The sequence below is a fragment of the Streptomyces sp. NPDC007907 genome (genome assembly GCF_042959365.1).
Classification (GTDB): Bacteria; Actinomycetota; Actinomycetes; order Streptomycetales; family Streptomycetaceae; genus Streptomyces; species Streptomyces indiaensis.
The window spans coordinates 13,058-35,505 of sequence record NZ_JBIBKR010000010.1; the positions used below are offsets into that span (position 1 = coordinate 13,058).

At 72.9% G+C, this 22,448-nt stretch carries 21 protein-coding genes; 8 read left to right on the plus strand and 13 right to left on the minus strand.

The features are described from left to right. Positions 1–165 precede the first annotated feature (165 nt). The 6 genes from dpgD to ACFZDI_RS33930 all read right to left on the minus strand — a co-directional run bounded on the left by dpgD (position 166) and on the right by ACFZDI_RS33930 (position 7,190). Positions 166–972, minus strand: a complete 807-nt coding sequence (gene dpgD / locus ACFZDI_RS33905) for an enoyl-CoA-hydratase DpgD (RefSeq protein WP_391255999.1) — start codon at positions 970–972, stop codon at positions 166–168. Further along, positions 969–2,324, minus strand: coding sequence for a (3,5-dihydroxyphenyl)acetyl-CoA 1,2-dioxygenase DpgC (gene dpgC, locus ACFZDI_RS33910; protein ID WP_391256002.1), 1,356 nt, complete (start codon positions 2,322–2,324; stop codon positions 969–971). Before dpgC ends, dpgD begins: the two co-directional genes overlap by 4 nt. Further along, complete coding sequence (dpgB, locus tag ACFZDI_RS33915) at positions 2,321–3,019, minus strand: enoyl-CoA-hydratase DpgB (RefSeq protein WP_391256005.1); 699 nt, start codon at positions 3,017–3,019, stop codon at positions 2,321–2,323. The genes dpgC and dpgB overlap by 4 nt, the downstream gene beginning before the upstream one ends. Positions 3,020–3,042: 23 nt before the next feature. Further along, a complete protein-coding gene (gene dpgA / locus ACFZDI_RS33920) occupies positions 3,043–4,194 on the minus strand; it encodes a 3,5-dihydroxyphenylacetyl-CoA synthase DpgA (protein WP_391256008.1) in 1,152 nt (383 codons plus the stop codon). Between the two features lie 102 nt (positions 4,195–4,296). Next, positions 4,297–5,604 (minus strand): aminotransferase class I/II-fold pyridoxal phosphate-dependent enzyme, encoded by a 1,308-nt coding sequence (locus tag ACFZDI_RS33925; protein WP_391256011.1) that lies wholly within the window; start codon positions 5,602–5,604, stop codon positions 4,297–4,299. Between the two features lie 2 nt (positions 5,605–5,606). Next, positions 5,607–7,190, minus strand: coding sequence for an MBL fold metallo-hydrolase (locus ACFZDI_RS33930; protein WP_391256014.1), 1,584 nt, complete (start codon positions 7,188–7,190; stop codon positions 5,607–5,609). Positions 7,191–7,492: 302 nt separating this feature from the next. On the opposite strand from ACFZDI_RS33930, the gene ACFZDI_RS33935 reads away from it, so the two are divergent. Genes ACFZDI_RS33935 through ACFZDI_RS33955 form a run of 5 tightly spaced genes read left to right on the plus strand, consistent with a single transcriptional unit; the run spans position 7,493 to position 14,149 of the window. Continuing rightward, on the plus strand, positions 7,493–8,596 hold the full coding sequence (locus ACFZDI_RS33935; protein ID WP_391256016.1) for a hypothetical protein: 1,104 nt from the start codon (positions 7,493–7,495) through the stop codon (positions 8,594–8,596). Beyond that, a complete protein-coding gene (locus ACFZDI_RS33940) occupies positions 8,593–9,321 on the plus strand; it encodes a DUF6182 family protein (RefSeq protein ID WP_391256019.1) in 729 nt (242 codons plus the stop codon). The genes ACFZDI_RS33935 and ACFZDI_RS33940 overlap by 4 nt, the downstream gene beginning before the upstream one ends. Before the next feature lies 1 nt (position 9,322). Continuing rightward, positions 9,323–10,960, plus strand: a complete 1,638-nt coding sequence (locus ACFZDI_RS33945) for a GH3 auxin-responsive promoter family protein (protein ID WP_391256022.1) — start codon at positions 9,323–9,325, stop codon at positions 10,958–10,960. Further along, a complete protein-coding gene (locus ACFZDI_RS33950) occupies positions 10,957–13,329 on the plus strand; it encodes a hypothetical protein (protein WP_391256025.1) in 2,373 nt (790 codons plus the stop codon). Before ACFZDI_RS33945 ends, ACFZDI_RS33950 begins: the two co-directional genes overlap by 4 nt. A gap of 1 nt (position 13,330) precedes the next feature. Continuing rightward, complete coding sequence (locus tag ACFZDI_RS33955) at positions 13,331–14,149, plus strand: hypothetical protein (RefSeq protein WP_391256028.1); 819 nt, start codon at positions 13,331–13,333, stop codon at positions 14,147–14,149. A gap of 201 nt (positions 14,150–14,350) precedes the next feature. Here the strand turns inward: ACFZDI_RS33955 and ACFZDI_RS33960 are convergent, their stop codons facing one another. The 7 genes from ACFZDI_RS33960 to ACFZDI_RS33990 form a co-directional block, all read right to left on the minus strand. Further along, positions 14,351–15,040 (minus strand): FCD domain-containing protein, encoded by a 690-nt coding sequence (locus tag ACFZDI_RS33960; RefSeq protein WP_391256030.1) that lies wholly within the window; start codon positions 15,038–15,040, stop codon positions 14,351–14,353. A gap of 40 nt (positions 15,041–15,080) precedes the next feature. Continuing rightward, positions 15,081–16,082, minus strand: coding sequence for a proline racemase family protein (locus ACFZDI_RS33965; RefSeq protein ID WP_391256033.1), 1,002 nt, complete (start codon positions 16,080–16,082; stop codon positions 15,081–15,083). 5 nt (positions 16,083–16,087) lie between these two features. After that, positions 16,088–16,978, minus strand: coding sequence for a dihydrodipicolinate synthase family protein (locus tag ACFZDI_RS33970; RefSeq protein WP_234848039.1), 891 nt, complete (start codon positions 16,976–16,978; stop codon positions 16,088–16,090). Then, positions 16,975–18,339 (minus strand): FAD-dependent oxidoreductase, encoded by a 1,365-nt coding sequence (locus tag ACFZDI_RS33975; RefSeq protein ID WP_391256037.1) that lies wholly within the window; start codon positions 18,337–18,339, stop codon positions 16,975–16,977. The genes ACFZDI_RS33970 and ACFZDI_RS33975 overlap by 4 nt, the downstream gene beginning before the upstream one ends. After that, positions 18,329–18,643, minus strand: a complete 315-nt coding sequence (locus ACFZDI_RS33980) for a 2Fe-2S iron-sulfur cluster-binding protein (RefSeq protein WP_391256039.1) — start codon at positions 18,641–18,643, stop codon at positions 18,329–18,331. The genes ACFZDI_RS33975 and ACFZDI_RS33980 overlap by 11 nt, the downstream gene beginning before the upstream one ends. After that, positions 18,640–19,794 (minus strand): FAD-dependent oxidoreductase, encoded by a 1,155-nt coding sequence (locus tag ACFZDI_RS33985; protein ID WP_391256042.1) that lies wholly within the window; start codon positions 19,792–19,794, stop codon positions 18,640–18,642. Before ACFZDI_RS33985 ends, ACFZDI_RS33980 begins: the two co-directional genes overlap by 4 nt. Before the next feature lie 109 nt (positions 19,795–19,903). Next, a complete protein-coding gene (locus tag ACFZDI_RS33990; RefSeq protein WP_391256044.1) occupies positions 19,904–20,563 on the minus strand; it encodes a hypothetical protein in 660 nt (219 codons plus the stop codon). Positions 20,564–20,801: 238 nt separating this feature from the next. Here ACFZDI_RS33990 and ACFZDI_RS33995 point away from each other — a divergent pair, with 238 nt between their 5' ends. The 3 genes from ACFZDI_RS33995 (at position 20,802) to ACFZDI_RS34005 (ending at position 22,421) form a co-directional block, all read left to right on the plus strand. Continuing rightward, positions 20,802–21,461: a helix-turn-helix transcriptional regulator gene (locus ACFZDI_RS33995; RefSeq protein WP_234848044.1), complete on the plus strand. Its 660-nt coding sequence runs from the start codon at positions 20,802–20,804 to the stop codon at positions 21,459–21,461. Positions 21,462–21,493: 32 nt separating this feature from the next. Further along, positions 21,494–22,024: a toxin-antitoxin system, toxin component gene (locus ACFZDI_RS34000; RefSeq protein ID WP_234848058.1), complete on the plus strand. Its 531-nt coding sequence runs from the start codon at positions 21,494–21,496 to the stop codon at positions 22,022–22,024. A gap of 172 nt (positions 22,025–22,196) precedes the next feature. Next, on the plus strand, positions 22,197–22,421 hold the full coding sequence (locus tag ACFZDI_RS34005) for a hypothetical protein (protein ID WP_234848045.1): 225 nt from the start codon (positions 22,197–22,199) through the stop codon (positions 22,419–22,421). Positions 22,422–22,448: the final 27 nt, after the last annotated feature.

The window sequence follows — 22,448 nt, forward strand, 5'->3', positions numbered from 1 at the left end:
GGTGCCGAGTGGGCCGGGGCGGGGCCGGGGCGGTGTTCAACCGCTGCGCCCGCGCGGTTGAACGACGGCCCGGCCGCAGCGCTTGCGGCGCTGTGGCCGGGTCCGGCTCGAACACCCTGGGCAGGGGAGGTCCGCGGGAGCGGGTGTGCCGGTGTGGGCGTCGTGTCAGGCACCGCGCCAGACGGGAGCGCGTTTCTCGGCGAAGGCGCGCGGGCCCTCGACGGCGTCATGGCTGCGGCGTCGTTTCTCCTCCCACGGGTAGGTCGCCGTGAAGGCCTCTTCCAGCGGCAGGTGCAGGGACCGCTGCACCGCTTCCTTGAGGGCCCGGACGGAGAGCGGGGCGCTGCGCCGCAGGGCGTCCGTCCAGGTGTCCACGGCGGCGTCCAGGTCGCGCAGCGGGACGACCTCGTTGACGAGGCCGAAGCGCAGTGCCTCGGCGGCGCTCATGCGGCGTCCCGTGAGCAGGTATCCCATGGCCTGTTTGAGCGGCATCTGCCGGGCCAGGCGGAAGGCGCCGCCCGCGCCGGGGACCAGGCCGAGCGTGGCCTCGGGCAGCGCGAACACGGCGTGGTCGGCGGCGACTACGAGGTCGCAGGCCAGGGCGAGTTCGAAGCCGCCGCCGAGGGCGTAGCCGTTGACGCGGGCGATCACGGGCTTGGACAGGTCGAACCGGTCGGTCAGCCGGGGTGATCCGGGCTGGCCGCGGCTGCCGAAACTGGTGGGCGGGGTGCCCTCCCGGTCCAGCCGGGCCCGCTCGCGCAGGTCCTGGCCGACGGTGAACGCACGCTCGCCGGCGCCGGTCAGCACCGCGGCGCGGATGTCGTCGTCGGCCTCGATGTCGTCCCAGACGAGGGCGAGTTCGCGGTGCATGCGCTGGTTCATCGCGTTGAGCACCTCGGGCCGGTCGAGGGTGACCCGGGCGATCCGGTCGTCCTTCTCGTACCGTATGCCCGAGTCCCCGCCGCCGATCACGGTGTGCGCCCGGCTGCGGGTGCTGAGGCCGTGGTGAAGCGGCCGACCTTGTCGATCACGTCGGAGCTGTAGAGGCGGAGGGCCTGTTGCAGCGCGAACTCGGACATGTAGCGGCGGAAGTCGTCGGGTGACTCCTCGGACAGGTTCAGCATCCGCCGGTTGGCGAGGACCGCGCTGCCGCGCAGGCGTTCCACGCTGCGTTCCACCGCGAGGTCGAGGTCGGTGCGGTCGTGGACCTCGTCGACGAGGAACCGGGCGTCGGGTTCGGTGGCGAATATCCGCCTTCCTTCGAGGATCACCTGCCGTGCCAGGCGAGGCCCCGCGGAGCGGGTCAGCCGGAAGTTGGCGGCGCCGGGGACGATGCCCTCCTGTGCGGCGGGGAGGCTGACGTAGGCGTCGGCAGCCGCGATGACGTGGTCGAAGACGAGCAGCAGCTGGGCTCCGCCGCCGATCGCGAAGGAGTCGACGACGGCCATCCAGGGTTTTTCGGTGGTTCCCGACCGCCAGCCCGGTGCGTCGGTGCGGATGCCGCGCAGCAGCTTGTGGATGTAGCCGAGTTCGCGGCGGAGCAGGAAGTCGACGAGGGAGATGTCCCCGCTGTGCAGGGCTTTGAGGTTGATGCCCGCGCTGAAGACGCGGCGTCCGCGGTAGCGGGGGTGGGTCATCTCGCCGCCGCGCAGGAGTCCGACCTCGACGGCCGGGTCGAGCAGGGCGAGGTCGACCGCGGTCTCCATGTCGTCGACCTGGGCGTTGTCCTCGGCGTTGAGGGCGTCGTCGCGGCACATGGTCAGCCGGGCCACGGCTCCGGTGCGTTCGAGGCGGACGGATCCCAGGTCGGCGCGGCCGGTGCGGGTGAACTCGGGCAGCAGCGCGGCGGCGCGCGGGGTCGGGCGGAGCATGGCGTCGAGGAGGTGGGCGCCGGCCAGGGGTGAGCGCAGGATACGGCTGAAGAAGATGCCCTGGTCTATTTCGTGGCCCTCTTTGCGGGCCTGTGGCCGGCCGCGTTCGGTGGCGAGCTGGTCGTCGGTGGGGACGAGGCCGGGGAAGGCGGTCGCGGCGGCCCTGGCCAGTTCGTCGATGCGCAGGGGGCGGGTGCGCCGGTCGGTGAGTTCGTCGTAGACGGCGTCGATGTGCGTGTCCAGGAACACTGCGCGCAAGTCGCGGACGGTGTCGGCGGCCGTGGCGGCGAGGGTCTGCTGCCGTACGGAGCGTTCGCCGTGCGGGGGCAGGCCGTCCAGCAGGGTCTGGTGGTGCCGTGCCGCCTGTTCGAGGGCCTGTCTGGCCCGGGGCAGGGGTGCGCGGACGTCGTCCGGGTCGGTGTGCGGTGCGGTGGGTTCCGCGGTGGCGGTCATGCCTCGGCTCCTGTCGTGGCGCGGCGCAGGACGCGGTCGCAGGCCGCGAGGTGGGCTCCGAGCGCCTCTTCGAAGCTGGTGCCGGATGCTTCGTGCAGCAGTTGGCGGCGGATGGCCAGTTCGGTGCCCGAGACGGCACGTGTGCGGTCCGCGGCGAGCCGGAGGGCCTCGGGCACGTCGTCGGTCAGCTCGTCGACCAGATGCAGGGCCAGGGCGTCGGCTGCGCCGACGGGGGTGCCGTAGAGGACGGCGTGGCGGACGGGGGTCGCGTGGGGGCCGTGTCCGGCGAGCCGGTACAGGGCCATGCCCGGCCAGGTCCCGCCGCCCTCGACGGGGACGACCAGGCGCACCGTGGTGGTGGCGATGCGGTGGTCGGTGGCCAGGAGCACGTCCAGGGCGGGGCCTCCGCAGTCGCCGTCGGCGACGGCGACGGTGGGGGCGGGCAGGCGTTCCAGGCGGCGCAGGACGCGCTCCCACTTGCTGACGAGGGAGACGGTCAGGCCGTCCGGCAGGGGTCCGCTCGGGGCGCCGGAGACGTGTACGACGACGCTGGCGCGTCCGTCGAGGTCCTCGGCTGCCTCGCAGGCCGCGGTGACGGCGGCGACGGTGTGGGCGGACAGGGGCTGCTGCCCGTCGATCCGCAGGGGGATCTCCTCGGACGCGGGGGGTGCCGCGGCCGTCGGGGTGCTCTTCATCGCTTCTCTCACCTGTTCCGTGGTCACCACTGCACCAGTGCGGTCTCGATGGTCGAGCCGGGGCCCATCGTCATCAGCACGCCGTAGTCGCCGGCGTGGGCGGCTTCCTCGCGGAGCAGTCGTTCGTAGGAGAACAGGAAGGACCCGCTGGAGAGGTTGCCGTAGTCGCGCAGGACGCCGGTGGTGTGCCGTACGTCGTGGCGGGTGAGGCCGAGGTTGACGCGTACGGCGTCGATCACCTTCTTGCCGCCGGAGTGCACGAGCCAGTGGGCGATGTCGCGTCGGCGCAGTCCGGCGCCGGTGAGCAGCCGGTCCACGAGCTGCTCGGCGTTGGCGCCGACGACGTAGGGGACGAGCGGGTCGAGGTAGAAGCTGAACTTGTTCTGGTCGTCGTCCCAGTCGTAGCGCATCGCGTCGATGGCGTCGGTGATCAGGTGGCTGGCGAAGGCGAGGATGCGGGGGCCGTCCTGCGCCGGCGGGGTGCCGGCCGGGCCGTAGGCGGCGTCGGGTGGGTCGGCGGTGAGGGCGACGGCCGCTGCGCCGTCCCCGAAGAGGCTGTTGACGACGGCGGTGCGCATGCTGCCGTCGATGACGTAGGCGGCGGAGCAGGCTTCCGCGCAGAGCATCACGGCGACCTTGCCGGGGTTGGCGGTGACCCAGCCGGCGGTGGCGTTGAGGGCGTTCAGGCCTGCGTTGCAGCCCATGCCGACGACGTCGACGCGGCTGGTGCGGGGCAGGAGGCCCATGTCCTTGATGAGGTGGGCGCTGAGGCCGGGAGTGAGGAATCCGGTGGTGGTAGTGCAGCACAGGTAGTCGATGTCGGCGAGGTCGAGGCCGGTGTTCTCCAGGCAGGCGCGGATGGCCCGGGCGCCCATGTCGAGGGCGGTCCGCTTGTGCTTCGCGAGGAGTTCGCCCTGGGCCTCGGAGAGGACGGCGCCGTCGGTGTCCCGGGGCGGGAGGGTGAGGTGGCGGCGTTCGATGGCGCTGTTGAGGAAGACCGAGCGGACCTTGGGGTCGGTGATGCCGAAGAGGTCGAGGACTTCCCGCTGGGAGTACGCGTGGTCGGTGACGGCGGTACCGACCCCCATGATCCGTGGGCTGCCGAGGCCTTTGGACGGTGTGGTGACGGGGGTTTCGAGGAGGGCGGTGCCGTGGAGATCTGCGTCGGCGGTCATCGGAAGGTCCACCCCCACATGCGTGGCTTGCTGCGAATGAGACGTCGTGCTGTCGACACGGGGCTTCGCTTTCTGTGAGTGACGGGAGGGAACGGCGGTGCTTCAGCGGGCCCGGGCCGCTTCGGCCGTGATGAACCGGGCGAGCCGGGCTGTGCCTTCGGTGATGTCGGCCTGGGTCAGGTAGCTGACGGACAGGCGCAGGCTGCGCTCGCCGCCGCCTTGGGGATAGAAGTAGGACATGGGCGTCCAGATGACGCCGTGGTCCTCCGCCGAGCGCACCAGGGCGGCGTTGTCGGCGGGGAAGGGGACGTCCAGGGTGAGGAAGAATCCGCCGTCCGGCTCGTTCCAGCGAACGCCGAGTGCGCTGCGCTCGGGTTCGGGGAAGCATGCGTCGAGCCGTTTCAGGACGGCCCGCATCGCCTCCCCGTAGTACGCCGCGGTGTCGGTGTTGAGTTCGGAGGTGCGTCCGCCGGCGGCGAGGAGCATGCCCGCCACGGCGGCCTGACTCAGGGGCGAGGTGTTGACCGTGACCATGCTCTTGATCTTGACGAGTTCGTCGGCGAGGAGGCCCTGCCCGCCGTCCTCGTCCACGACGACCTGGTCGGCGACGGCGAAGCCGACCCGGGCGCCGGGGAAGAGGGTCTTGGAGTACGAGCCGAGGTGGACGACGCGCCGGTCGTGGTCGAGGGACTTCAGGGTGGGCAGTTGCCGGCCGGGGCTGACCAGCCGGTAGGGGCTGTCCTCCAGGATCAGGAAGTCCTCGCGGCGCGCCAGGTCGAGCAGGGCGTGCCGCTCCCGCAACGGCATCGTGAATCCGGAGGGGTTGGAGTGGTCGGGGACGACGTAGAAGGCGCGGGGGCGGCGGCCGCGCGCCTTCTCGGCGACGACCGCGGCCTCCAGGCCGGCGCTGCGGAAGCCGTCGGGGCCCTCCGCCACGGGGGTCGGTTCGACGCCGAGCAGCCGGGCGGCCCCGATGATGCCGACGTAGCACGGGCTGGAGACCAGCAGGGTGTCGCGCGGCCCCGCCAGCAGGGCGCGCAAGGTCAGGAAGATGGCCTCCTGGCAGCCCACGGTCACCACGACGGCCTCGGGTGGCACGTCGATGTCCTCGTCCTCGCGCAGTGACCGCGTGACCAGTTCGCGGATCTGCCCGCCGGTCGGTCCGTACTGAAAGAGCGCGTCGCGGATCTCCCCGGGTGTGGCGCCGCTCTCCTCCAGGTGGTCGAGGTAGCGGCGGATGTGCCGGAAGACCTCCTCGACGTCGAAGAAACCGTCGTACGGGCGGCCCGGTGCGAACGAGACCGCCCGGGGGTAGCGGTGGGTGATCTCGTTCAGGAAGTTCATCGTGTCGAGGACCGGGTCGCTGACGCCGGCGTGCAGTTGGGCTCTCCGGAGGGTGGCGTGTGCCATGTCTACCAGCGCCATTCCTGCTGGCCGTAGAGGTGGCCGGCCTTGATGCCGCGGTCGGTGCACCAGGTCATGAACTCCTCGATCTGCTTGATCTGGTACGTGTCGGGGGTGTACGTCGTCGCCATGACGTGGCCGAGCCAGGGCTCCTCGCCCATGGCGTACACGTACGCCTCCTTGGCGCCCAGTTCGGTCATGATCGCGGCGGCCTGCTCGGCGTTGGAGCCGGACAGCTTGCGGGAGTTGCTCATCTTCTTGGTGATCGGGATGGTGAGCAGGGCCTGGTAGAGCCAGGTGAGGGGGGCGCCGTCGCACTCCATGCCGAGGAAGGCGTAGTCGGCGGTGCCCAGTTCCTGCTTGATGTAGCGGTAGAGGGAGGGCTCGATGCCGGAGGAGTCGGCGCCGGCGAAGACGTTCTTGTCGGCGAGGCGCACCCAGTACGTGGACTTGGCGCGGATGTCGAGGTCGCAGTGCTCTCCGAGGAACGGGGTGGCGGTGACCTTGCCGCCGGGGAACTCGATCTCGTCGAAGTCGTCGACCTCGATCACCGGGAAGCCCTGGCTCTTGAGCATCAGTGCCATGTTCGGGTCGGCCAGGTTGCCGCGGGAGGACCGGGGCACGACGATCGCGCCGACGCGGCCGCGCAGTTGCAGCAGGGTCTCCAGCACGATGTGGTCCTGGTGCCCATGGGTGATCAGCACGAGGTCGATGAAGTCGGGCAGGTCGTCGAGGGTGTAGCGGTCGCCGGCCGTGCTGTCGGCGCTGATGAAGGGGTCCGTGACGATGGCCGCCTGCGGGGTCTGCATCACCAGACAGGCGTGGCCGAAGTAGCGGATGCGGCCGCCTGACTCGATGTGGCGGTCCTCGGCGAGGGAGGGCTCTTCGCTGAGCATGTGCGACAGCTGTCCCGCCTGGGTGTCGTCGAGGCCGAGGGCCTCGCGCAGGTGGCCGAGGGTGGTGGGCCGCACGCGGGTGCGGAACAGCTCGGCGAGACCCTCGTGGCGGAAGGGGATGTCGAGCTCCAGGACGTCCGGGGAGGGCAGGCGCGGGGTGCTGAGGACGAAGGGGCGCTCGATGCCGGTCTCGAAGGACAGCTGCACCGACTGCCGCGACTCCTGGTAGATGTCGCTCTTGTAGACGACCGGCTCCATGAAGCGCAGCTGCGCCTGGTTGTCGGTGTCGTAGGCGAGTTCGATCAGGCCGCCGAGCTCCGGCGGCAGCTTCGGGTACAGCGGGGTGAGGTCGAAACCGGTGGCGTTGGCGCGCAGCAGTTCCTGGCCGGCGACGATCGCGTCGGCGAAGCGCAGGATGTGCGCGCGGTCCCGCTTGATCGCGGCGAGCAGATCGCGTACCTCGTCGGCACGCTCCTCCGGGATGTTGATGAAGTAGCCGCCGCGAAGGTCGGGGTTGTTGCTGGCCGCCACGTGTACCTGGGGGGACTGCAGGTAGGACTCGAGCAGCGGTACCTGGAGGAATGCGAGGTTCATCGCCGACTGCACCGGTGCCGTGGTGTACGGCCACGCGAAGAATCTGTCGATCAGCGGTTCGACGATCACTTTCGAGCGCAGGAACAGCTGCTGATCAGCCATGGGTTTCCCATCTCTTGGAGCTTTTGAACAGGCAGGGGTGCGGCCTCAAGCTAGGCGTGACGGGGCTGGCCGATCAATGTCCAACAGATTTCACGGCGTTGTGTTCAACTGCTTCCACGCAGCAGTTGAACATGCGGAAAGCCCGCTGCAATTCGGGCAGAAAAACGCTGGCTGTTCAACCGTGTACCAGCGGCAGTTGAACACCCCAGGACCATTGTTACGGTTGTCCCATTCTTCGCCGACTCCTCCGCCGCCGCCCCGTGAATTGCCGCCGAATTCCTTATGCAGAAAGGGTCGATCACGTGGTCCTCGACGAACTGGTGGTGGCTCCGGTGACGATCACGCCGACGAAACCGCTGACGCCGACGCATGTCAAAGGCCTGCTGTGGACGGACATCCTGGTCAAGGCGAGCGCGACGGCCGGGCGGGTGCGGCTGCTGTGGAACGACCGCATGGCGACGCTGACGACCCAGTCGACGGCGTTCTGGCGGTATCTGGACCGGGTCGAGCCGGACACGGACTGGAGCCTGGAGTCGGCGGCCGCGATCGGTGAGCGTTACGTCCGCTTCCACTCCGAGGGCGGCAGGAGCGACCCCCGGGGAGTGGGCGCCTACCTGGAGCGGGTCGATGCGTCCGGGTGGATCCACCCGGCCGGCCGGCGGGTGCTGGATGCATGGCGTGCCGAGCTGGACCTGCTGGGTGTCGGCGATCTCGGCCTCGGGGAGGACCGTCCGCTGGCCGCGGCGGCGGACACGACGCTGCAAACGCTGGCGGAGCGGGGCCTGTTGGTCGACCACCGCCGCTTCGGCGGCCCCGTCCACCTGGACGGCACGCGCTGGGGCCTGCCGCTGCGGCAGCTGGTCGGGAGCGACGGGCATCCCAACTACCTGCTGCCCATCCTGCGCGAGCTGATCCCGGCGATCGGCCCGGGCCGGGTGTTCCTGCTGGTCTTCGACGACGGCCTGGCCGCCGACTATCTGCTGCTCGACCGGGTGCTGACCGCGTTCGGGGGCCGCTCGGTACGGCTCGCGTTCAGTAGGGTGCCCGTCGACGGGGCGGTGCGCTCCAGCCGGTACGGCGGCTGGCGCGGCTGCACCCTCTCCGACCTGTCGGCGGTCTCCGGTTCGGCCGACCGGGCCGCCTACCGGCTGGGGATGCGGCTGTACTTCACGGGGGTGCTGCCCCGCCGCTCCGAGCAGCCGTTCCGGATGCCGGTGCTGCGCCGGTGCGTGGGACGCGCCGCCCGGCTGCTCACCCGCACCGCGGCCGACATCGACGGGGGCGTGCCGCCGAAGACGCTTGCCCGCTCCCGTCACCCGAACGGCTTCGTCGACCCGTACCGGCTGACGACGTCACTGCTCGGCCAGCCGCCGGTGGACCCGCGGCTGCTGAGGATCTACACGTGAGCGGGTTACCGGCCGGAGCACCGGCGGGCGCGGCGGCCCTGCGGGCCGCGGCGCTGTCCCGGGTGGCGGCGGTCCGTGCGGGGCTGGGCGCCGGACCGGTTCCCAGGGGGCTGGGGGTGGCCGTGGTCGTGGCCGACCTCGACATCGCGGCGTTCGTCCGCGGCGCCGCGCAGTTCGCCGTGGGAGTCCCGGCCGACCTGCGGGAAGGCTGGTACCGGACCTTCACCAGAACGGTGTTCCTGGCGGGCCGGCCGGAGGCCGTGGCGGTCCGGCACCCGCACCGGCTCGTCACGCCGGACGGGAACCTCGCGTGGTACGGCCCGGCCGCACGCGGGGCGCTGCTGCCGCTGTCCCGGCTGCTGCGCTCGTTCAAGGGCCCCCGGCCGGTCGAGGTGCCGACCGGGCCCCTGACCGTGACGGTGCCGGGGCCGCCGTCCGGCCGCACCGCGCAGGTGTCGGTCGCGGTCGGCGGCGTCAGCACCGGCGCCTACCTCGTCCATGTGCACCATCTGATCGCGGAGGCCGTGCTGCGCGGACTGGTCGGCCCGGGCGACACCCTGCGGGTGGGCCACCGGAGGTCCCTCGACCCCGCTCAGTTCCACGACGCCCTCGACCCCGCCCGTGCCGGTGCGGTCCAGACCCGGATCGCCGGCAGCGGCTCCGACCCCGACCGACTGGCCCTGTTCGGCGTGCTGACGCCGGACCGCAGCGAAGGAGACCACTGACGTGCAGGCCGAACGGGTGCTCGCGGAGCACCGCCGGTTCCTGGAGTGCCTGGAGCGCCCCGAGGAAGTGCAACACGACCTGCTCCGGGACATGCTGGAGCGCAACGCGGACACGTCGTTCGGGCGTGAGCACGGGCTGGCCTCGGTCCGCACCCTGGACGAGCTGCGCCGGGCCGTGCCGATCCGCACCCACGAGGCGATGATGCCGTGGATCGAGCGGGCCATGGCCGGTGAGCCGAAGGTGCTGACCACCGACGACCCGGTCGTGTACTTCTCGTCCAGCGGGAGCACGGGCCGCGAGAAGCACATCCCCATCACCCGCACCTACATGCAGCGGACGTTCCTGCCCTTCTACCACGCGAGTTTCGCGCCGCTGCTGCGGGCGCTGCCACAGGCGCCGGCCTCGCCCGGTGGTGTGCTGAACCTCTGGCAGGACCCGACCTCGCCGATCACCCGCACCCCGCAGGGCCGGCCGCACATCGGCGCCAGTCAGGTCGACTACCGCAAGTTCGGTGAGGTCTCCGCCGTGGGTCTCGGCAACAACGCCGAGTGGAGCCGCATCCCCGAGGCGCTGGCCGGTGACGACCCCTGGGAGCGCAGCTACTACAAGCTGCGCCTGGCCGCCGAGCAGGACATCCGGGTGGTGATCGGCGTCAATCCCGCGATGGTGGCCGGGCTGCCGTACCAACTGCGGCGGATGTGGCCGCGGTTGGTGGACGACATCCGGGCCGGGACCCTCGGCGGGCACCGGCACTCGACGCCGAACCCGGAGCGCGCCGAGCAGATCGAGGAGTACGCGAAGACGTTCGGCACGGTCCACCCCTACCATCTGTGGCCGCACCTGGCCGCCGTGTTCGTGTGGAACAGCGGCCTCGCCCGGTCCTATCTCCCCCGGGTGCGGGAGACGTACGGGCCGGGGGTGCGGCTGTTCCCGGCGCCGATCGCGTCCTGCGAGGGGCCGGCGGCCGTTCCCGTCGACGGGCACCCCCACGGGGCGCCGCTGTATCTGCCGGGCTGTGTCTACGAGTTCGCGCCCGCCGAGCGGCCGGTCACCGCCGGCAGTGAGACGCTGTCGGCCACTGAGGTGGAGGAGGGACGCGACTACCACCTGGTGCTCAGCCACGTCGGCGGGCTGTACCGGTGTGCCGTCACGGACGTGGTGACGGTGGTCGGGCGGGTGGGCCGTACCCCGCGCATCGAGTACGCCGGGCGGGACGTCGCCCGGTCCGCGGCCGGGGAGCGGCTGACGGAGGCCGTCGCGCTGCGCGCCCTGCGGGCCGCCTGTGACGACACCGGCGCGGAGCTGCGCAACGCGACGTTCCGCCTGCGCCCCGAGGACGAGGGGACCGGCCCCCGCTACCAGACTGCCGTCGCCTTCGCGGGGCCACCGGTTCCCGAACTGGGCGCCGCGCTCGACCGGCGGCTGTCGCGGGAGTGTCCCGGCTACGCCCCCGGCCGAGAGTCCGGAGCGATCGGTCCGGTCGAGGTGATCACCGTGCACCCGGACGCGTTCCTGCGGGAGTGGGAGCGCGCCGCACGCTCCGGGCAGCGACCGCCGCGCATCAAGGACCGTGTCTTCCTGCCCGACGAGGAGAGATGGGCGAGGATCGTCGCCACCGCGCAGGAGGTGGCGGCGTGACGCGGGAGCGGGCAGCGGGGCCGGGGGCGGCCGACGTGGTCCCGGGCCGGGGCCAGTACACCGAGGACGCCCGCAGACAGCGGCTTCAGTGGCTGCGCGGGCACAGCGGCGCCGCGCTCACGTCGCTGGAGCGGACCGGCCTGGACGCGTACAACCTGGTCGGCAACGTGGAGAACTTCATCGGTTCGGTCGAGGTGCCGGTGGGTCTGGCGGGGCCGCTGCTGTTCGTCGGGGACGCGGCGCGCGGGGAGGTGGTGGCCCCGCTGGCGACCACCGAGGGCGCCCTGGTCGCGTCGGCGTCCCGGGGTGCCCGGGCCGTGACCGCGTCCGGCGGGGTGTCGACGAGGGTGCTGTCGCAGCGGATGACGCGGGCGCCCGTGCTCGAGTGCGCCGACATCGCCGCCGCCCACCGCCTCACCGAGTGGTTACGGGAGCGGCGGCCCGCGCTGGAGGCTCAGGTCGGGCTGGTGTCCCGGCACACCCGTCTGGTGGACGTCGAGCCGCACCAGATCGGCCGGTACCTGCACGTGCGGTTCGTCTTCGAGACCGCCGACGCGGCCGGGCAGAACATGACGACGGCGGCGACCTGGCAGATCTGTCGCTGGCTGACCGACACGCTCGCCGCCGAGGACGGGCTGAGGCCCAGGAACCTGCTGCTGGAGGGCAATCTCAGCGGCGACAAGAAGGCGACCGTCGGCTCCATGCTGGCCGGCCGCGGCACCCGGGTGACCGCCGAGTGCCGCCTGAGCCGCGCCACCATGGCCTCGGTGCTGAAGACCACGCCCGAAGCCATGGTCAAGAACCACGTCTCCACGGTTCTCGGCGCCCAGCAGATCGGCATGCCGGGGCACGGTGTCAACGCGGCGAACATCGTCGCGGCCCTGTTCGTCGCCACGGGCCAGGACGTGGCCTGCGTCCACGAGTCGGGGGTGTCGATCTTCTCCATGGAGCAGGACGGTGACGACCTGGTCGCCACGATCCTGCTGCCCAACCTCGTCGTGGGCACGGTCGGCGGGGGCACCGGGCTGCCGCACCAGCGTGAACTGCTGACCCTGCTCGGCTGCGCGGGTGAGGGCGGCGGCCGCCGGTTCGCCGAGATCGTCGCCGGGTTCGCGCTGGCCCTGGACCTGTCGACCATGGCGGCGCTGGTCAGCGGCCAGTTCGCCCAGGCGCACCAGCGGCTGGGGCGGGCCCGGCGGGTGGACTGGCTGCGGGAAGGCGATCTCGACGCGGCCCTGTTGCAGCCGATGCTTTCGCGCGGGCTGGACGACCCCGGCCTGCACGTCACGCGGGTGGAGCCGTCGCCGCCCCTGCGCGGGGACGGGATCGCCGGGGAACTCGGAGCGCTCGCCGAACGGCGCAGACTGAGCGGGCTGCACCCGCTGCGGGTCGAGTGGGCCTCCGGCGACGGGACCCCCACCGCGGCCGACCTCGTCGCCAAGGTCAAACCCCGGGGCGAGGAGATCGTCGCCGGGATCGCGATGGTGCTGTCCCTGTGCGGCCCGGAACCGGCCGCGGCGTGGGAGCGCTGGAGCCCGGTCACCGGGTTCGACGACGCGCACCGGCGTGAACTCGCGGTGTACCGGCGGACGGAGAGCGCGCTGACGGGGCTGCTCCCGCGCTGCTACGGGGTGCTGGAGGACGACGAGCGGGAGGCGTACGTCGTCCTCATGGAGCGGGTGTCCGACGACGGCGGGCCGTGGACGCGTGACCGGATCGACGGAGTGCTGCGCGGCGTCGGACGGGTCCACGGCCACTGGCTCGGCCGGGACGAGGAACTGCTCGCCGAGGGCTGGCTGCAGCGGGTGCCGGAGCCGGCGGACCTGGCCAAGGCGCACGAGCTGTGGGGGGCGCTGGTCCGGCACGCCGCGCAGGAGCAGCCGGACCTGCTGGGCCCCGCCCGGGCGGATGTGCTCACGGGGCTGGTGGAGGATGCCGGGCAGTGGGCGCCCGCCGTGCACGCCCTGCCCCGGACGCTGGTGCACAACGACCTCAATCCCCGCAACATCGCGGTGCGGGGAACACGTGTCGTCGTGTACGACTGGGAACTCGCCACGGTCGACGTGCCGCAGCGCGACGTCGTGGAGCTGCTCGCGTCCACCCTCGGTCCCGACGCCACGGCGGACGACGTCGAGCACGCCCTCGCGGTGCACGCGGACGCCGTGGCCGCGGTGTCGCCTCAGGCGGCGGCGCTGGTGGCCGGATGCGACTGGCGCCGTGGCTACCGGCTGGCGCTGCGCACGTTCATGACGACCCGGCTGGCGCTGTACCTGGCCGGGCACAGCCAGCGCGAGTTCGGCTTCCTGCCGCGCCTCGTGCAGACCTCGTTCCGGCTGTGGCAGCTCGAAGAGGCCCGGGGGGAGGACTGAGGTGCGGGCCGCTGTCGTGGGGATCGACGGCACGGGCAAGACCACGGTGCTGCGCCGGATGCGCGAGCGGGGCGACGTCGCGGTCGTGCACGCCACCCGGGCCCACGACGACCCGCACAGTCCGTACGCCGCGCTGTCCAGGGCACTGGCCGGGGCATCGGCCGCGGCGGACGCCCTGGGCCGGGTACAGCTGAAGCTGGCCGTGCTGTACCTGCAGCTGTGCCTGTACGGCCCCACGGAGCGGCGCGCCTTACGCCAGGGCCGGATCCTCGTCTCCGACCGGCATCCGCTGATCGACCCGCTGGCGTACCTGCCGATGTTCGTCCGGGCCGACCGTGAGGACGCTCCCGACGCCGACGTCGAGGCCTTCTGGCGCGGGCAGGAGCCCCGGGCCGCCGGGGCGGTACGCGACTGGCTCGTGGCTCGTACCGGACGTGCCGACCCGAGGCCGCTGGGCACGGGTCTCCTGCGCCGGGCGACGGGTCCGCCGCAGGACGTCCTCGACCACTTCAGCCGGTCCTGCGGTGTGTCGCTGCCCCACGCGGTGGTGCTGCTCGACCTGCCCGTCGAAGACGCCCTGGCACGCACCCGGGACCGGCGCGGCGGGGGCGAACTGCACGAGACGGCGGACCTGCTGTCGCTGGTACGGCAGCACTACGAGACCGCTCTGGCCTGGCTGGCGCGCGCCCGGCCGGAGGTCGCCGTCCACCGTGTCGACTGCCGTGGCCGCACCGCGGCGGAGGTGACCGAGGCGGTCCGCGAGGCGGTGGGCTCCACCGCGGTACGCATCCGGACGCGCGGAAACGACGACCGGTGCTGAAGGGGGCCCGGCGGACCGGTCGGCCTGGCGGATCGCGGGTGTTGCGCGAGAGCGCAGGGCGGGGCGGTTCGGCCCATGTGCACGAACACGTGGGCGAGGGTGCTGACGGACGACGAGCGCGCGGCGGGCGACACCATGATGATCTGTGTGTCCCGCTGTCGCGGGAAGCGGCTCGTGCTGGATCTGTGAGGTCCCGTTCCGTCAGTCCTCCCGGTCCGTTCGGGGCGCGGCCCACAGGCCGCGGACGTGTCCGAGGTGCCGGGTCATCACGGCGCGGACGGCCTTCTCGTCGCGGGCGAGCAGGGCGTCCAGGACCTCCAGGTGCTCCTCCGCCGACGCCTCCAGCCTTCCCTGCTCGACCAGTGCCGTCAGGCCGTAGAGGCGGGAGCGGCGTCGGAGGTCGCGGACGACGTCGACGAGGTGGCCGTTGCCGGCGAGGGCCAGCAGGCCGAGGTGGAAGCGCAGGTCGGCCTCGACGTAGGCGATGAGGTCCCCGGCGGCGGCGGAGGTGACGATCTCCCGGGCGACCGGGCGGAGCGCCTCCAGGGCCACGGGGTCGGCGGTGCGGGCCAGTTCGGCCGTGGTGGGGATCTCGATCAGCGCCCGGATGTGGGTGTACTCGTCGAGCTGTTGCTCGGAGACGGCCGTGACCCGGAAGCCCTTGTTGGGCACGGTGTCGACCAGGCCCTCCTTGGCCAGGTCGAGCATGGCCTCGCGCACGGGTGTGGCGGAGACGCCGAAGCGGGCGGCGAGCCCGGGGGCCGAGTAGACCTCGCCGGGCCGCAGTTCACCGGCGATCAGCGCGGCCCGCAGCGCGTCCGCGACCCGCTCCCGGTGGCTGGGCTTCCTGCTGCCCAGCACGGGCAGGGCGGGGGTGTGCTGCGGGGCCATGGCGGTTCGGGTTTCCTCTCGTGGTCTGCTCGGGTGCGCTCTACAGGACGAAGCCCGCGGGGAACGGGTCCTCGGGGTCCAGCAGGTACTGGGCGGTGCCGGTGATCCAGGCGCGGCCCGTGAAGCTGGGCAGCACGGCCGGGCGGTCGGCGACCTCGGTGGTGCCGAGCAGCCGGCCGGTGAAGCGGGTGCCGATGAAGGACTCGTTCACGAACTCGGTGTGCAGCGGGAGTTCGCCGCGCGCATGCAACTGTGCCATGCGGGCGCTGGTGCCGGTGCCGCAGGGCGAGCGGTCGAACCAGCCGGGGTGGATGGCCATGGCGTGCCGGGAGTGGCGGGCCGTCGAGCCGGGGGCGGCCAGGTAGACGTGGTGGAGCCCGTGGATGGACGCGTCCTCCGGGTGCACGGGCGGGTCCTCTGCGTTGACGGCGGACATGAGGGACAGGCCCGCGGCGAGGATCTCGTCCTTGCGGGACCGGTCGAAGGGCAGACCGAACCGCTCCAGCGGCAGGATGGCGTAGAAGTTGCCGCCGAACGCGAGGTCGTACGTCACCGTCCGGCCGTCGGTGAGGGTGGCCTTGCGGTCGAGGCCGACGGCGAAGGAGGGCACGTTCCGGAGGGTGACCGCCTGTGCGGCCCCGTCCTTCACCGCGACCTCGGCGACGACCGGGCCGGCCGGGGTGTCGAGCCGGATTGTGGTGACCGGCTCGACGACGTCGACCATGCCGGTCTCGACCAGGACGGTCGCCACGCCGATGGTGCCGTGCCCGCACATGGGCAGGTAGCCGGAGACCTCGATGTAGAGGACGCCCCAGTCGCAGTCGGGCCGGGTCGGCGGCTGGAGGATCGCGCCGCTCATCGCGGAGTGTCCGCGTGGCTCGTTCATCAGCAACTGCTTGATGTCGTCGCGGTGTTCGCGGAACCACAGCCGCCGTTCGTTCATGGTGGCGCCCGGGACGGTGCCGACGCCGCCGGTGATGACGCGGGTCGGCATGCCCTCGGTGTGCGAGTCGACGGCGTGCAGGACGAGTCTGCTGCGCATGGTCCTCAGCTCAATCCGGCCGCGAGGGCCTTCTCGGTGGCGGCTCGGACGGCCGCCTCCTGCTCGGGCGGCAGCGGCACCCGCGGCGGGCGGCAGGGGCCGCCGTGGCGGCCGACGAGGTCCATGGACAGCTTGATGGCCTGGACGAACTCCACGCGGGAGTCCCAGCGCAGCAGCGGGTGCAGCTGCCGGTACAGGGGCAGCGCGGTGTCCAGGTCGCCGCCGACCGCGGCGCGGTACAGCTCGACGCAGGCGCGGGGCAGCGCGTTCGGGTAGCCCGCGACCCAGCCCTTGGCTCCGGCGACGGCCAGCTCCAGCAGGACGTCGTCCGCGCCGATCAGCAGGTCCAGTTCGGGGGCGAGTTCGGCGATCCGGTAGGCCCGGCGGACGTCGCCGGAGAACTCCTTCACCCCGTGGATGTGTCCTTCGCCGTGCAGCCGGGCGAGGAGTTCGGGGACGAGGTCGACCTTGGTGTCGATCGGGTTGTTGTAGGCGACGACCGGCAGGCCCGACCGGGCTACCTCGGCGTAGTGGGCGACGACGGAACGCTCGTCGGCGCGGTAGGCGTTCGGGGGCAGCAGCATCACCGCGCGGCAGCCGGCCTCCGCGGCCTGCTCGGCCCAGCGCCGCGCCTCGGCCGACCCGTAGGCGGCTACGCCGGGCATCACGCGCTCCCCGCCGATCGCGGCGACGGCCGTCTCGACGACCCGGGCCCGTTCCTCGGGCGTGAGCACCTGGTACTCGCCGAGGGAGCCGTTCGGTACGACGCCGTCGCAGCCGTTCGCGACCAGCCAGGCGCAGTGCTCGGCGTACCGGTCGTGGTTCACCGAGAGGTCGTCGTTCAGTGGGAGCGCGGTGGCGACGAGGACGCCGCGCCAGGGGCGGGGTGCGGTCATGACGGTCCCTCCTGGGGGTGTTGCCGGGCGAGGACGCCGAGCGGCACGGGGCGGGCGAACGGGCGCTTGCCCGGGGCGGGCGGGCAGCCGGCGAGACCGGCGACCGCGGTGCCGCACATCCGGCCCTGGCACCAGCCCATCCCGGCGCGGGTGAGCAGCTTCACGGTGCGTTCGTCGCCCGCGCCGAGGTCCAGGGCCTCGCGCACGGCCCCGGCGGTGACCTCCTCGCAGCGGCAGACCACGGTGTCGTCGGTGATCTGCTCGGGCCAGTGCGCGGGCGGCGCGTAGGCGGAGTCGAGGGCGGCGGCGGACCGTCTGAGCTTCGCCCGGGCCTTCAGGGCGGCGGGCGCCGGGCCGGGGGCGGTACCGCGCAGGTGGGCGGCGGCGGAACAGCCGGCGATGTGTCCCTCGACGAGGGCGAGGTCGGCGCCGCCGACACCGGTGGCCTCGCCGGCCGCCCACACGCCGGGCACGTCCGTGCGCTGCTCGGGGTCGACGGCCACGGTGAGCCCGTCCAGGCGGCAGCCGAGGCTCTCGGCGAGGTCGGTGTGCGGGAGCATGCCGTGTCCGACGGCGAGGGCGTCGCAGTCCAGGTGCCGCTCGGTGCCGGGCCGGACCCGGCCCTCGGCGTCGAGGGAGGCGACCGTGACGCCGGTCAGCCGGTCGTCGCCGTGGGCACGGACGACGGTGTGGCGGGTGAGGACCGGGACGCGGTGGCGCAGCAGCCGGGCGGCGTATCCGGCGCCCTCCGGGAGCTTGCCGGCCAGGGCCCGGCCGTGGCGGGCGAGACGGCCCGGGCCGGCCGACTCGACGAGCGCGGCGACCTCGACGCCGGCGGCCGCGAGCCCGGTCGCCACGGGCAGCAGCAGCGGCCCGGTCCCGGCCACGACCGCTCGCCGCCCCGGCACGGCCAGCCCGCCCTTGAGCATGGCCTGGGCGCCGCCGGCCGTGACGACGCCGGGGAGGGTCCAGCCGGGGAACGGCAGCACCTTCTCGTAGCCGCCGGTGGCCAGGAGCACGGCGCGGGCGCGCACCTCGACGGGCTGGTCCTGCTCCGGGCCGAGCAGCGCGTGCACGGTGAAGCCGTCCGGAGTGCGCTCCGCACTCCAGACGTGGTGGTCCGTCAGCACGTGTACGGCATGTGCGGCCAGTCCGTCCCGCAGCCGCTTCCAGATCCGCCACCGGTGGTGCAGCGCCTCGGGCCGCGCGGCGCCCAGTCCGGCGGCGGGCTGCCGGTAGAACTGACCGCCGGGCTGTGCGGCGGCGTCGACGAGCGTGACGCGCACGCCGCGCGCGCAGGCGGCGAGGGCGGCGGCGAGCCCGGCCGGTCCGGCGCCGACCACGGCGAGGTCAGTCCGCATGGCACACCTCCTCCTGGCCCGTCCCGTCCTGCGTGGCGATCACGTCCCCGGGCCGCACCGGCACCAGGCAGGCCCGCCGGTTGGGGAGGCCGTTGACGGTCACCAGGCAGTCGAAGCAGACGCCGATCCCGCAGAACACCCCGCGCGGACGGCCCTGTGACCGGGTGGAGCGCCAGGAGGTGACGCCCGCCGCCCACAGCGCGGCGGCGACCGTCTGCCCGGGCAGCGCCTCGACGGGCCGCCCGTCGAACGTGACCGTGAAGGCGGGGCCGGGCCTGGCCCCCGCGAGCTCCAGCGGATTCACTCGGCCTCCTCGGTGAAACGGTCGGGCCGGAAGGGGACGAGGTCCAGATCGGGCGTCCGGCCGCTCAGCACCTGTGCGAGGAGATGCCCGGTGCCGGTGGCCAGACCGATACCCGCGCCCTCGTGCCCGCAGGCGTGGAACAGCCCGGGCGCCCTCGGATCCGGCCCGATCGCGGGCAGATGGTCCGGCAGATACGGCCGGAAGCCGGCGTACGTCCGCAGGGCCCGGACTCCGGCGAGGAAGGGGAAGAGCCCGGTCGCCCCGGCTGCGAGTGCGCGCAGCGCGGGGAGGGACAGCGACCGGTCGAAGCCGACGCGTTCGCGGCTGGCGCCGATGAGGACCGGTCCGGCCGGGGTGCCCTCAACCACCGGTGAGGTATGCAGCGCCGCCGAGTCGCTGGCGACGTCGGCCACGTAGTCGGCGGCGTACACCTTGTGCCGGATGCGGGGCGGCAGGGGTTCGGTGACCAGGACGAAGCCCCGCCGGGGCAGGACCGGCAGGGACACCCCGGCGCGGGCCGCGACCTCGCGGCCCCAGGTGCCGGCCGCGTTGACGACCGCGGGCGCGTGCAGGACGCCCCGGTCGGTCCGCACCCCGCGCACCGCACCGTCCGGTCCGCGCAGGACCCCGGTCACCTCCCGCCCGGTGAGGACCCGGGCCTTCGAGGCGCGCAGCAGGTGCGCCGCCGCGAGGGCGGGCATCACCTGCGCGTCCTGCGGGTAGTGCATGCCGCCCGCGAGGCCGGGGGCCAGATACGGCTCCAGGTCGGTGAGTGCGTCGGGCGGCACCGGGACGGCCTCCACCCCCGCCGCGCGTTGCTCCGCGGCGAGTTTCTCCAGCCCGGCCAGGGCCCGGTCGGTGCCGGCGACGACGACACCGCCCTTGGCCTCGTACTCGACGGCCCGGCCCAGCCCCTCACGGGCCAGGGCGGCCCACAGCCGGGAGGACAGCAGGGCGAGTTCGAGCTCGGGTCCGGGTTCCTTGTCGGAGACGAGGAGGTTCCCCTCCCCCGCTCCGGTCGTGCCGCCGGCCACCGGGCCCCGGTCCACCACGACGGTGTCCAGGCCCGCCCGGCCCGCGTACAGGGCGGTGGCGGCGCCGACCACTCCGGCCCCGACCACCACGACATCGCAGGTCAGCGACTCGCTCACACCAGTACTATGTCACACACCACAGGGCGGGGAAAAGGGTGCCGACCAAGTGGGCTGGCCACCTGGTCGAGCAAGGGTGCCGACACGCCGGGGGGTCACCCGGTGACGGTCAGTCGGCCGTGGGGACGACCCTCAGGTGGGAGGCGGTACGGCGGGTGCGGCGCTCGCGGTACGTGGAGCGGCGGGCCTCGCGCAGAACGAACGTGACCCGGGCGCAGCCCAGTTCCTCGAGCGCCCTGGACGTCTCTACGACGATCCGGCACTCGGTGGCGCCCCGGTGCGGATCCGGATGCACGAGGGGCCGGACGGCTCCGTCCTGCTCGACGGCGCCCTCCCCGACCGCGCGGATCCAGTGCGGCAGGCCGTGCCGGTAGGCGGCCTCCATGATCGGGTCCTGGGCTATGTCGCGGCGGATGGCCTGCAGACCGTGGTCGGCGCCGTGGCCGTCCACGGTCCGCGCGAAGTGCGCGAGCATCGGCAGGCACCAGCTCGCCTCGTGGTCGCCGAGCACCGTGGGCGCGTCGGGATGGAAGAGGACGAACCTGAGGAAGTTGTCATCCGGCATCGCGGTCGGATGCGGGCCGACCTCACGGAAAAGTGACCGGAAGGCGCCGTTGGCCAGCACCACGTCCCAGCAGTGGTCGACCACGAGCGAGGGGAAGGAGAAACCCTCCAGGAGCTCGGCGTAGTCCTCCAGGTAGGCCTGGGCCTCGGGAGTCTCGGGGACGGGCCGCGGTGCCGGCCGCTGCCCTCCTGCCTGATATGCCATCGGGAGGTCACCCCTCTTGCCTGTGCGGCCTTGACGCGGCGCCCCGATCCTGCTGCTCCGAGCTGAGGTGTGTCAACTATCGTGGCATTCCGTGGCTGTTGACGGCTGAAATTGGCCACAGTTGTGGCGAGACCTGGATGTGAGTTCGAAGCACCGGCTACGCTCCGGGAAGTTAACGCCGGGGTAGGTCACGGCATCCACGTGTGAGAAGCCTGTGAGATACGTAGGAGATCTGTCGGTGACGGGTGGCTTCGTCGAAGGTCCGGGCGTCACGCCTACGGCCGTGCTGCCGGCGGTCGTCTCCCGGGTCGGCGCGCTCGCCGACCGGCTCGGCGTGCCGCACGCCGAGGTCTTCGACGTCGGCAGGCTGTCCGTCGCCTCCGGAGTCCCGGACCCCGTCATCAAGGCCCTGCTCAGTGGCCGTCCTGCGGGTGAGCCCGACGTCCAGGCCCGGTTCCTGCAGCGGCTGGACCTGCTGCGCCGGACCCGGCTCAAGCCCAACGGCCGCAAGTACACCCAGCAGGAGATCGCCGACGGCGCCGGGATGTCCCGCCAGCAGGCCGGCGCCCTCATCAACGGCGACCGGCGGCCGACCATGGAGCACTGCGACGCCCTCCAGCGGTTCTTCCGGGTGCACGCCGGTTTCCTGACCGCCGAGGACCCCGAGGCACTCGTGAGCGCCCTCCAGCACACCGAGCAGGAGCTGCTGCAGAAGCTCGCCGACCGTGAGCGGCAGGCGGCCGCGGCGGCGGACGACCCGCTGGAACGGCTGCTGCAGGACCACGGCGTGCGCGGCATCGCCTGGCGTGCCGCGCAACTGCCCACCGACCAGCACCGCGACAAGGTCGCGGAGTGGCTGGACATGCTCCTGGAGAGCGTCAAGCGGCCCGAGTCGTGACCGTGGGGAGAACTGTGGGCATCGGTAGGGAAATGCGCCGCCTGTGCGGCGAGCTGGTCGCGGAGCTGACCCTCCCCGCGCCGGCCCGGCCCGACGAGCTGTACGCCGCCCTGTGCGACGGCATGAGCAGACGCCGCGGCCGCCCCGTCCGCTTCCGCACCGCCGCGTTCCCGCCCGGGACGGCCAGCGGGCTGTGGCTGGACATGGCCGAGCAGGACCTCGTGGTCATCGAGGAACGCACCGCCCCCGAGCACCAGTTGGTGATCCTGGGCCATGAGCTGTGGCACATGAAGGCGGGGCACTGCTCCCACCACGTCGAGGGCGCTGCCGTGGCGGCCCGGCTCCTCGACGACGGGGCCGATCTCCAGGCGACCGTGCTGAAGGTCGCCGCCCGTACCCGTTTCGACCTCGACGACGAGAAGGAGGCCGAGAGCTTCGGCCTGCTGCTCGCCAGCAAGTGCCGTGCATGGCTCGCCGGTTCGTCGTCGCGGGGGCCGGTGCAGCGGGACCATCTGGCGGGGCGGATCGAGGCGTCTCTGGGGTATCGCGGACCGCAGGGCTGAGGGGCCCCCGGCGCGGTGACGTGCTGCGTCCTGCGCCGAGCGGGCGAACCGGAAGGCAGCGGGACCGGATTGTCAGTGGTGGGCGGCAAGCTGGAGGTGCGCCACCGCTGTGCGGAGGCGTACGCGCCGCGAGGCGCGGGACCGACGACGCCGACACGGGGAGAGCCGATCGATGCCCACCGCCGTTCTGACCGATCGTGAACGCACCGCCGTCCAGGCCTATCTGCGGCTGCTGCACACCGTCCGGGCCGCCTTCGACCGGGAGGGCGGACCGCCGCTCGTCCCGCCGGCGGTGCTCGCCGAGGCGGAGCAGGCCCTGGAGCGCGCAGGCCTGACCGGCAACGAGGAGGAGTTCTTCCGCCTCCTGGAGCAGTGGTGCCCGGAGCCGGGCAGCTGAACGGGGCCCGCCCCGGGGGCGGGTCCC